The following is a 6,224-nucleotide window of genomic DNA, read 5'->3' as shown; positions in this document are numbered from 1 at the left end:
CTCTCGGCCTGGGTCATCGAAGCCCAAAGCGCCACCCAGTACGGCATCCGCCGCCAATACGGCATGGGCATCGGCTTCCAGCATGGCGAAGTCCTCACCAGCGTCGAATTCCCTTGCACCGGCCTGCCCATCGCCATCAGTCATTGGGAAGCCATCCGCGGCTACATGGAGTTCGAGGTCAACGACCTCAAATCGATTCAGTACCAGCAAGACCTGCAAGGCCCCGACGATCCGCCCCACGAAGGCCTGCACACGTTCCATAACGCCCGCGCGCGCATGCATCAGCAGATCCGTGATGGCGAGCGCGGCCGGGTGTCGGGGTTCTTCTGGTACCTGTATCACGTCATGACCTTCTGGACGCTGCCCAACTATTTGGTCGAATGGGAAATCCGCCGCATCAAGGCCATGGGCCAACACGTGTTGCCCGAGGTCATGCGCCAGTGGTCAGAGCCGCTGCCAAAAGACCAGTGGGCCAAGCCGAGTGAAGAACTGCTGCGAATGAGCGCACAGGTCAGGACACTACAAAAACGCCTGCCACACCGGGCGATCACCGCGATATTTGCTGAAGTACAGCGCCGGCATACCGACCGTAAAGTGAGCGGTTGATATCGCGCGATTCATCAAGGCTTTGGGCACGCCCACGCATTTGCCAGTAAACTCTCCCCCTCTTTCGCCGCCCTCTCATTTCCCTGCGGCCATCACCTCTTTAACTGTTGCGGAGTCCGCCTTGCGTCTGTTTCACACCTCCGACTGGCACCTTGGGCAAAACCTGCACGGCCAGGAGCGCGATTTCGAGCATGCGTGCTTTCTCGAATGGCTGCTGCGCCAACTGCAACTGGCGCAGCCGGATGTGCTGCTGATTGCCGGTGACATCTTCGACACTGTCAATCCGCCGGTCAAAGCCCAGGAACGCCTCTACGATTTCATCGTCAGCGCCCACGAGCAGCAACCGCTGCTAACCATTGTGATGATCGCCGGCAACCACGACTCCGGCTCGCGCATCGAACTGCCGGCGCCGCTGATGCGCCGTTTGCGCACCCATGCGCTGGGGCGGGTGTTGTGGCTGGATGACGGTCAGCTCGATGCCGAACGGCTGTTGCTGCCGCTGCCGAATGCCCAAGGCGAAATCGCCGCGTGGTGCCTGGCGCTGCCGTTTCTGCGCCCGGCGGAAGTGACCGGCGCGCATCTGGGCGACAACTATTTGCGCGGCATCGGTCAGGTGCATGAATGGCTGATCGAAGCGGCCAACGCCAAGCGCCAACCGGGTCAGGCGCTGGTCGCGATCAGCCACGCGCACATGGCCGGCGGCTCGGTCTCGGAAGACTCCGAGCGCAGCCTGATCATCGGCAACGCAGAAGCGCTGCCCGCCAGCCTGTTCGGGCCGAGCATCAGCTACGTCGCCCTCGGCCATTTGCACAAGCCGCAGAAAGTGAACGGTGAAGAACGCATTCGCTACAGCGGTTCGCCGATTCCGCTGTCGTTCTCGGAGATCGGCTATCAGCACCAGATTCTCGACATCACCCTCGACGGCGAAACCCTGGTCAGCGTTGAACCGAAACTGATCCCAAGATCGGTCAACCTGCAACGCATAGGCCCGGCGCCGCTGGCGGAGATCCTGCTGCAACTGGCAGACCTGCCGAACATTGATCTGCTCGCCGAAACCCAGCGCCAACCGTGGCTCGAAGTGCGCGTGACCCTCGACGAGCCGCAGCCGGATCTGCGCCATCAGGTGGAAAGCGCCCTGCAAGGCAAAGCCGTGCGTTTGGTGCGGATCGCTGCCGAATATGCCGGCAACCGCGGTGCAGACGGTGCCGAAGACGGCAGCGCATTGATCGAACTCGATCAGCTCACCCCGCAGGAACTGTTCAGCCGCGCCTGGCTCGACAACTACGGCAACGAGGTCGATGAACAGACCCTCAAGGACTTCGCCGAACTGCTGCAGGACGTACAACTGGAGGGCGAGCAGCCATGAAGATTCTCGCCATTCGCTTGAAGAACCTCGCCTCGCTGGCCGGGCCGTTCGAAATCGATTTCACCGCCGAACCGCTGGCCAGTGCCGGGCTGTTCGCGATCACCGGGCCGACCGGTGCCGGCAAAAGTACCCTGCTCGATGCCCTGTGCCTGGCGCTGTTCGGCGCCGTGCCGCGCCTGAACAACACTGGCCGTGACGCCAAAGTCCCGGATGCCGACGGTGAAATCGCCACCGGCGACCCGCGCACCTTGCTGCGGCGCGGCACCGGTGAAGGTTATGCCGAAGTGGATTTTGTCGGCGTCGATGGCCGCCGCTATCGCGCCCGCTGGGAAGCCAACCGGGCTCGCGAGAAGGCTGGCGGCAAGCTGCAGGCCAGCCGTCAGAGCCTGCGCGACATCGATCAGGATCAACTGCTCGCCAGCCAGAAAGGCGAATACAAGACCCAGCTGGAAGCCGCGCTCGGCCTCAACTTCGAACAGTTCACCCGCGCCGTGCTGCTGGCGCAGAGCGAGTTCAGCGCGTTCCTCAAGGCCGACGACAACGACCGCAGCGAACTGCTGGAAAAGCTCACCGACACCGCGCTTTACACCCGCCTCGGCCGTCGCGCGTTCGACAAGACCAAAGAAGCCCGCGAAGCGCACAAGCTGCTGCAAGATCAGGCCACCGGCGTCACCCCGCTGGCGCCTGAGGCTCGAGCGCAGCTGGACGAGCGTTTCAACGCCGCCCAACAACAGATGAAGTTGCAGCAGGCGCAGCTCAAGCAGCTCGAGCAACAGCACAGCTGGCTCAAGGATTTGCGTGTGTTGCGGGACGCGCAGCAAGCCGCCGCCGAACAACTGCACAGCGCCCAGCAGACGTCGGAAGGTCTGGCCGGCGAACGCATGAAGTTGACGCGTCTGGAACAGCTCGGCCCGCAACGGCATCAGTTCGCGCGTAAAACCGAACTCGATGCCCTGCTGACGCCACTGGCCGCGCAAATAGCCGCGCACACGCAGCAACACGCCGAGCTGAGCGAGCGCCAGACACAACTGGAGCAGGACCTCGAAGAAGCGAAAGTCGCTTTGAGCGAAGCGCAGCATCGGCAAACCGCAAACGCGCCGCTGTTGCGTCAGGCGTTTGAAGAACAAAGCACCCTCGCCCGTCTGGTCAAGGATGTCGCCCACAGCGCCGACGCCAGACTCAATGCGCAACAGGCGTGCACCGAGGGCCAGAACGCCCTTCACGCCTTGCTGGAAAAACAGACCCAAGTCGCCGAGCGCCTGCAACGCATCGCCGCCGAACTTGAGCAGAGCGCTCATCTGGCGCCGCTGAGTGATGCGTGGAATGCCTATCGCGATCGCCTGCAACAGCTGATGCTGATCGGCAACCGCTTGAACAAAGGCCAGGCGGAACTGGCAAGCCTCGAAGAAAACGCCACCCGCAGCGCCGCCGAGCTGACCTCGCAGAAGCAGCAACTTGAAGTGCTGTTCAAAGAGGCCGGCGCCGAACCCGATGCCGTCGCCGAACAGATCGGCATCCTCGGCACGCTGCTGCAGGACAACCGCAAACAACTGCGCGCCTTCGAAGACCTGTCACGCTTGTGGGCCACGCAACAGGATCTCGACAAGCGCAGCAGCGAGCTGCAACAACGCCAGCTCAGCGCCCATCAGGAACGCGAACGCCTGACTCAGGACGGGGTAAAAACCAAAGCCGGGCTGACCGTCGCCGAGCAGACTCTCAACGTCACCCGCGAACTGCTTGAACGCCAGCGTCTGGCGCGCAGTGCCAGTGTCGAAGAGTTGCGCGCGCAGTTGCAGGACGATCAGCCGTGCCCGGTCTGCGGCAGCAACGAGCATCCGTATCACCAACCGGAAGCGCTGCTGCAAAGTCTCGGTCGCCACGATGAAAGCGAGCAGGCCAACGCCCAGCAGGTGGTCGATCAGCTCAAGGAAAAGCTCATCGAGTTGCGCGCCGAAGTCGGTGGCGTCATTGCTCAGCAAAAAGAACTGCTGCAACAACAGGAACACCTGGCCACCCAGCAACAAGCGCTGGCGCCGAGCCTCGACGCGCATCCGCTGGCCGCGCAGCTGCTCAATCAGGACGCTGACAAACGCGATGCCTGGCTTGCCCGACAAAACGACCAGTTGAACCAGAGCATCACTCAGGACGAACAACGCCAGAGCGCCCTGCTCACCCTGCAACAGGATGCCGCGCGTCTGACCCAGCAATTGCGTCAGACCGAAACTGCGCATCAACAAGCGACGCAGCACCTGAGCAATCAGCAGCGAGAGCTGAGCAGCGACCGTCAGCGTCTCGATGAAGAACTCACAGCGTTCGGCAATCTGCTGCCAGCGGACACCCTGGATGCTTTGCGTCAGGAGCCCGCAGCGACGTTCATGCAGCTCGACCGGCAGATCGCCGAGCGCCTGGCGCAGGTCGATCAGCAGAAGGAAGAACAGGCCGAACAGCAACAGCGTCAGCAGACGCTGGAGAAAGAACAGGATCGTCAGCAGACCCGTGCACAGCAGTTGCTCAGCGCCGAACAGCAATTCACTGCGCTGACCGAACAGCAACGCACCTGCCAGGAAAAACTCGCGCAACTGCTCGGCGAGCACAGCAGCGCCGAGCACTGGCAACAGCAACTCGAGCACGCGGTTGAACAGGCGCGCAAGGCCGAAACCGGCACCGCACAGGACCTGCAAAACCTGCGCACGCAACTCGTGCAGATCGCCGCCGAACTCAAGGCGCAGCAAGAGCGTTTGCAAGCGCTGCACAGCGAAGATCAGGATCTGGCCGGCAAAATCGCCGACTGGCGCGCACGTCATCCGGAGCTGGATGACGGCGGTCTCGAAGACCTGCTGCGCGTCGATGATGCTGAGGTCAGCGAACTGCGCCAGCACTTGCAGCACAACGAAAAAGCCATCGAGCAGGCCAAGGTGCTGCTGCAGGAGCGTGATCGCTTGTTGCTCGATCATCAGGCGCAACACAACGGCAACCTCGATGCCGAACAACTCGCCACCGCCCTCGCCGACCTGCAAGACCAGTTCACCGCCAGCGAACAGCAATGCGCCGAATTGCGTGCCGAACAGGTCGAGGATCAGCGCCGGCAAAACGCCAATCAAGCACTGGCGCAGCAGATCGCTGACGCCTACGCCGAGTATCAGCGTTGGGCGCGGCTCAATGCGTTGATCGGCTCGGCCACCGGCGACACCTTCCGCAAGATCGCCCAGGCCTACAACCTCGACCTGCTGGTGCATCACGCCAACGTGCAGCTGCGCCAACTGGTCAAGCGCTATCGCCTGAAACGCGGCGGCAGCATGCTCGGTCTGCTGGTGATGGACACCGAGATGGGCGATGAATTGCGCTCGGTGCATTCGCTGTCCGGTGGCGAGACGTTCCTGGTGTCGCTGGCCCTGGCGCTGGGCTTGGCGTCGATGGCCTCAAGCACGCTGAAGATCGAATCGCTGTTTATCGACGAGGGCTTCGGCAGCCTCGACCCGGAATCCCTGCAACTGGCGATGGACGCCCTCGACGGCTTGCAGGCCCAGGGGCGCAAAGTCGCGGTGATTTCCCACGTGCAGGAAATGCACGAACGGATTCCGGTGCAGATTCAGGTACAGCGCCAAGGCAATGGCCTGAGCACCCTGGAGGTGAAATGAACACGCTGTACTCGTTCCGCCGCTGCCCGTACGCGATGCGCGCGCGGATGGCTCTGCGTTACTCGGGCGTGCCGGTAGACATCATCGAAGTCAGCCTCAAGGCCAAACCGGCCGCGATGCTGGCGATCTCGCCCAAGGGCACGGTGCCGGTGCTGGACGCCGATGGCCGGGTGATCGACGAGAGCCTGGAGATCATGCATTGGGCCTTGGCGCAGCATGATCCGCAGGGCTGGTTAATGGGGGGTGACGCACGGATTGCCGAGTTGATCGCAGCCAACGATCAAGGGTTCAAGGTGCAGTTGAATCGCTACAAGTACGCCGAGCGCTACCCCGAGCAGCCGATGGAGGTTTATCGGGCTGAGGGCGCCTTGTTCTTGCAGAGGCTGGATGAGTTGCTGACGGATCGCGATTACTTGCTGGCCGAGCACTTGAGCCTGGCGGATGTGGCGCTGCTGCCGTTCGTGCGGCAGTTCGCGCATGTCGATCGCGAGTGGTTTGCGCAAACGCCTTACGTGCGTTTGCAGGCGTGGTTGCAGCGTTTGCTCGAATCCGGGCTGTTTACGGCGATCATGAAGAAGTAACCCCGAATTTCTGCTACCGAACACTTTGTGGCG

The 6,224-nt window shown here is 62.4% G+C and carries 4 protein-coding genes; all 4 read left to right on the top strand.

Going from position 1 to position 6,224, the window contains the following annotated elements:
• A partial coding sequence (locus U862_RS0117830) for a hypothetical protein (protein ID WP_025111656.1) occupies positions 1–606 on the top strand: 606 nt, incomplete at its 5' end.
• A 121-nt stretch (positions 607–727) separates the two neighbouring features.
• On the top strand, positions 728–1,972 hold the full coding sequence (locus U862_RS0117825; protein WP_025111655.1) for an exonuclease SbcCD subunit D C-terminal domain-containing protein: 1,245 nt from the start codon (positions 728–730) through the stop codon (positions 1,970–1,972).
• Positions 1,969–5,610 carry an SbcC/MukB-like Walker B domain-containing protein gene (locus U862_RS0117820; protein WP_025111654.1) on the top strand — a complete coding sequence of 1,214 codons (3,642 nt, stop codon included), beginning with the start codon at positions 1,969–1,971 and terminating at the stop codon, positions 5,608–5,610. The genes U862_RS0117825 and U862_RS0117820 overlap by 4 nt, the downstream gene beginning before the upstream one ends.
• A complete protein-coding gene (locus U862_RS0117815) occupies positions 5,607–6,191 on the top strand; it encodes a glutathione S-transferase (RefSeq protein ID WP_025111653.1) in 585 nt (194 codons plus the stop codon). The genes U862_RS0117820 and U862_RS0117815 overlap by 4 nt, the downstream gene beginning before the upstream one ends.
• Positions 6,192–6,224 lie beyond the last annotated feature (33 nt).

Origin of the sequence: Pseudomonas sp. H1h, assembly GCF_000633255.1 — a bacterium.
GTDB lineage: Bacteria > Pseudomonadota > Gammaproteobacteria > Pseudomonadales > Pseudomonadaceae > Aquipseudomonas.
This window is presented reverse-complemented; position numbering and strand designations above follow the sequence as displayed.